6 protein-coding genes are annotated in these 3,141 nt (G+C 70.7%); 3 read left to right on the plus strand and 3 right to left on the minus strand.

The features are described from left to right. Nucleotides 1-37: 37 nt before the first annotated feature. From V7D28_RS14540 to V7D28_RS14550, 3 genes are read left to right on the plus strand one after another with little or no spacing between them, the layout of a single operon-like run. A complete protein-coding gene (locus V7D28_RS14540) occupies nucleotides 38-1,051 on the plus strand; it encodes an NAD(P)H-dependent glycerol-3-phosphate dehydrogenase (protein WP_333588100.1) in 1,014 nt (337 codons plus the stop codon). Next, a complete protein-coding gene (locus tag V7D28_RS14545; RefSeq protein ID WP_333588101.1) occupies nucleotides 1,048-1,332 on the plus strand; it encodes a YciI family protein in 285 nt (94 codons plus the stop codon). The genes V7D28_RS14540 and V7D28_RS14545 overlap by 4 nt, the downstream gene beginning before the upstream one ends. Continuing rightward, a complete protein-coding gene (locus V7D28_RS14550) occupies nucleotides 1,329-1,685 on the plus strand; it encodes a Rieske (2Fe-2S) protein (protein WP_333588102.1) in 357 nt (118 codons plus the stop codon). Before V7D28_RS14545 ends, V7D28_RS14550 begins: the two co-directional genes overlap by 4 nt. Before the next feature lie 4 nt (nucleotides 1,686-1,689). Here V7D28_RS14550 and V7D28_RS14555 read toward each other — a convergent pair whose 3' ends face one another. The 3 genes from V7D28_RS14555 to V7D28_RS14565 all read right to left on the minus strand — a co-directional run. After that, nucleotides 1,690-2,016, minus strand: coding sequence for an ArsR/SmtB family transcription factor (locus tag V7D28_RS14555; protein ID WP_333588103.1), 327 nt, complete (start codon nucleotides 2,014-2,016; stop codon nucleotides 1,690-1,692). Then, nucleotides 2,016-2,639, minus strand: a complete 624-nt coding sequence (locus V7D28_RS14560; RefSeq protein ID WP_333588104.1) for an SRPBCC family protein — start codon at nucleotides 2,637-2,639, stop codon at nucleotides 2,016-2,018. Before V7D28_RS14560 ends, V7D28_RS14555 begins: the two co-directional genes overlap by 1 nt. Before the next feature lie 60 nt (nucleotides 2,640-2,699). Continuing rightward, the coding region (locus V7D28_RS14565) for a YciI family protein (protein ID WP_333588105.1) at nucleotides 2,700-3,141 on the minus strand (442 nt) is incomplete at its 5' end.

Raw genomic sequence — 3,141 nt, forward strand, 5'->3', positions numbered from 1 at the left:
ACCCCACCCATCTCGCCGGACGAAAGGGCGCCAAGGCATGAGCTATTCCTTCAGCCGGGCCGGGGTGATCGGCGCGGGCGCCTGGGGCACGGCTCTCGCCCAGGTCTGCGCCCGGGCGGGGCTCTCCACCACCCTGTGGGCGCGGGAGGCCGAGGTGGTCGCCTCGGTGAACGCGGCCCATGAGAACCGCCTCTTCCTGCCGGGCGTGGCCCTGGACCCCGCCATCGCCTGCACAGGCGACCTGGCCGATCTCGCCGACTGCGACCTGGTGCTGATGGTGGCCCCGGCCCAGCACCTGCGCGCCACGCTGACGGCCTTCGCCCCCCACGCCCGGGAGGGCCTGCCCGTCCTGCTGTGCGCCAAGGGGGTGGAGCAGGGCTCGCTGAAACTGATGACGGAGGTCCTGGCCGAGACCCTGCCCGCCGCTGCGGCCGCCGTCCTGTCGGGTCCCAGCTTCGCCGGCGAGGTGGCCCGCGGCCTGCCCACGGCCGTCACGCTCGCCTGCCTGGACGAGGCGCTCGGCCGGGCGCTGGCCGAAGCCGTCGCCCTGCCCGCCTTCCGCCCCTATTACGCGCCGGACATGGTGGGCGCCGAGGTGGGCGGCGCCATCAAGAATGTGCTGGCCATCGCCTGCGGCATCGTTGAGGGCCGGGGCCTGGGCCGCTCGGCCCATGCGGCGCTGATCACCCGCGGCTTCGCCGAAATGACCCGCCTGGCCGTGGCCCTGGGCGGCGAGCCCGAGACGGTGGCCGGCCTCTGCGGCCTGGGCGACCTGGTGCTGACCTGCTCCAGCCCGCAATCGCGCAATATGAGCGTCGGCCTGGCGCTGGGCGGCGGCCAGACCCTGGAACAGGCGCTCGCCGGCAAGCTCTCGGTGGCCGAGGGCGTCGCCTCGGCCCCGGCCGTGCGCCAGCTGGCCGCCAAGGTCGGCGTCGAGACCCCCATCTGCGAGGCCGTGGCCGCCATACTGGCCGGGGAGGTGGCGGTGGACGCCGCCATCGAAGGCCTGCTCTCCCGCCCGCTCAAGGACGAACGCGAGGACCTGGAATGATCTATGTGCTGATGTGCTTCGACAAGAAGAACGCCCTCTCCGAACGGATGGCCGTCCGCGAAGCCCACCTGGCCTATATCGGCGAGCACATCGAGCGGGTGAAGCTGGCCGGACCCCTGCTCGACGAGGCGGGCGAAATGGCCGGCTCGCTCATCCTTTACGAAGCCGACAGCCTCGCCGAGGTCCAGGCCTTCAGCGACGCCGACCCCTATAAGAGCGCAGGCGTGTTCGAGCGGGTGGAGATTTCCGCCTTCAAGATCACCCGCGGGGCCTTGGCTTGAGCGGCAACCCCGCCCGGCCCCCTGCGGGGACCGACCTCTGCGCCCTCGACGACATCGCCGAACCCGGCGCCAAGGGGTTCCGGTTCCGGGCGCAGGCGGCCATGTTCGCCGGCGTCGTGGTGCGCATCGGCGAAGAGATCCGCGGCTATGTGGACAGCTGCCCCCATGCCGGCTGGCCGCTCTCGGCGCTGGACGACCGCTACCTGACGCGGGACCACCGCCACATCCTCTGCGCGGGCCACGGGGCGCTGTTCGTCCCGCTGACCGGCGAATGCGTCGTCGGCCCCTGCTTCGGCGAGCGCCTTGCGCCCTGGCCCGTCGAGGTCCGTGACGGCCGGGTGGTGACAGTTTGAGCCTTCAATCGCCGCGCTTTTTTCCCCGCGCGACTTCGGTGGCCAGCGCCTCGAGCTTCGGGACCCAGAACGCACGGAAGGGGGCGAGCCAGTCGTCCACGTCCTGCAGCGGGGCCGGATCGACGGAATAGATGCGGCGCGCGCCTTCCGCGCGAACCTGAGCGAAGCCGGCGTCCCGCAAGACCTTCAGGTGCTGGGACACCGCGGCCTGGCTGATGCCGAACTCCGCGCGGATGACCTCAGTCATCTCGCCGGACGACTTCTCGCCGGCGGCGAGCATTTCCAGCAGGCGGCGGCGCACGGGGTCGCCGAGGACGTCGAAGGCATGCATCAGCCGCCTGTGTAGAACTCTGCCGTGCGCTGCGCCATGGCCTTGGCGACGACAGGGTCTCCGCCGCCGGCGATGTGGGCGGCGGCCCAGGCCGCGGCGCTGTCGCGCATGATCGTCTTGGCCGCCTCCGAGCTCTGCCATTCGGCTGAAGCCTCCGGCGGGCTGGCGGCTGCCGGATCGGCCAGATGCAGACCAAGCCCCATGAAGGCCAGGTCCCAGCCCACGCCGACGGCGGCCGGGCCATACTTCGCCCAGTGCTCATCGGCGTCCGACGCCAGGAAGATGTGCTCCAGGACGAGGCGGGCGCCGCCGCCATCGGGGCTCAGCCGCACCGTGACCCAGCTCATCGCGCCCCCGAACTCCCAGGTCAGGTCGAGGGCGTCGGGGGGATCGCAGCGGGTGATGGTTCCCCCCGCATTGCCGATGAGCTGGTAGCGCCCGCCCAGCCTCAGCTCGCCCTCTAGGGGCAGGAACCAGCGGGGCAGGCGCGCCGGGTTGGTCACCGCATCCCACAGATCATCGACCGTCGTGGGATAGGTCCTCTCGGCGACCACCACCCGAGCCGGAGCCCCGTCATGCTCCCGTTCCAGATACGCGCGGACTTCGGCGCCGATGGCGGTCATGGGTCATCTCCTCTGCGACGATGGAGAATACCGGTTCTCAGTTATATAAGTCCAGACTTATTATTCTGCCTGCTCCGCCAGCCTGTCGGCCACGCGGCCGTGCACGGCCTCGGCTTCGGGGGTCATGATCTCGGCGAAGTCGGCCATTTCGTAGAAGGGCCGGATCTCGATCTCGCTGGGGCCGGGCATGGGGTTGGGGCACCGCTTCACCCAGGCCACGGCCTCGTCCATGTCCTTGACCTCCCAGATCCAGTAGCCGGCCACCAGTTCCTTGGTTTCGGCGAACGGGCCGTCGATGACCGTGCGGGTCTCGCCGTCGAAGGCCACGCGCCTGCCCTGGGACGAGGGTTTGAGGCCGTCCCCCTCCTTCATGATCCCGGCCTCCACCAGCAATTCGTTGTAGCGGCCCATGGCCTCCATCATGTCGGGGCGCGGCATGAGCCCCGCCTCGCTGTCGGTGGTCGCCTTGACCAGAACCATCACCCGCATCGCGCGTCTCCCT

It is taken from the genome of Phenylobacterium sp. (assembly GCF_036723115.1).
In the GTDB taxonomy this organism is placed as follows: Bacteria; Pseudomonadota; Alphaproteobacteria; order Caulobacterales; family Caulobacteraceae; genus Phenylobacterium.

Excerpts from the sequence above, each read along its gene's own strand:
- V7D28_RS14560 (WP_333588104.1), bottom strand. The coding sequence starts at position 2,639 with ATGACCGCCATCGGCGCCGAAGTCCGCGCGTATCTGGAACGGGAGCAT.
- V7D28_RS14545 (WP_333588101.1), top strand. The coding sequence starts at position 1,048 with ATGATCTATGTGCTGATGTGCTTCGACAAGAAGAACGCCCTCTCCGAA.
- V7D28_RS14540 (WP_333588100.1), top strand. The coding sequence starts at position 38 with ATGAGCTATTCCTTCAGCCGGGCCGGGGTGATCGGCGCGGGCGCCTGG.
- V7D28_RS14555 (WP_333588103.1), bottom strand. The coding sequence starts at position 2,016 with ATGCATGCCTTCGACGTCCTCGGCGACCCCGTGCGCCGCCGCCTGCTG.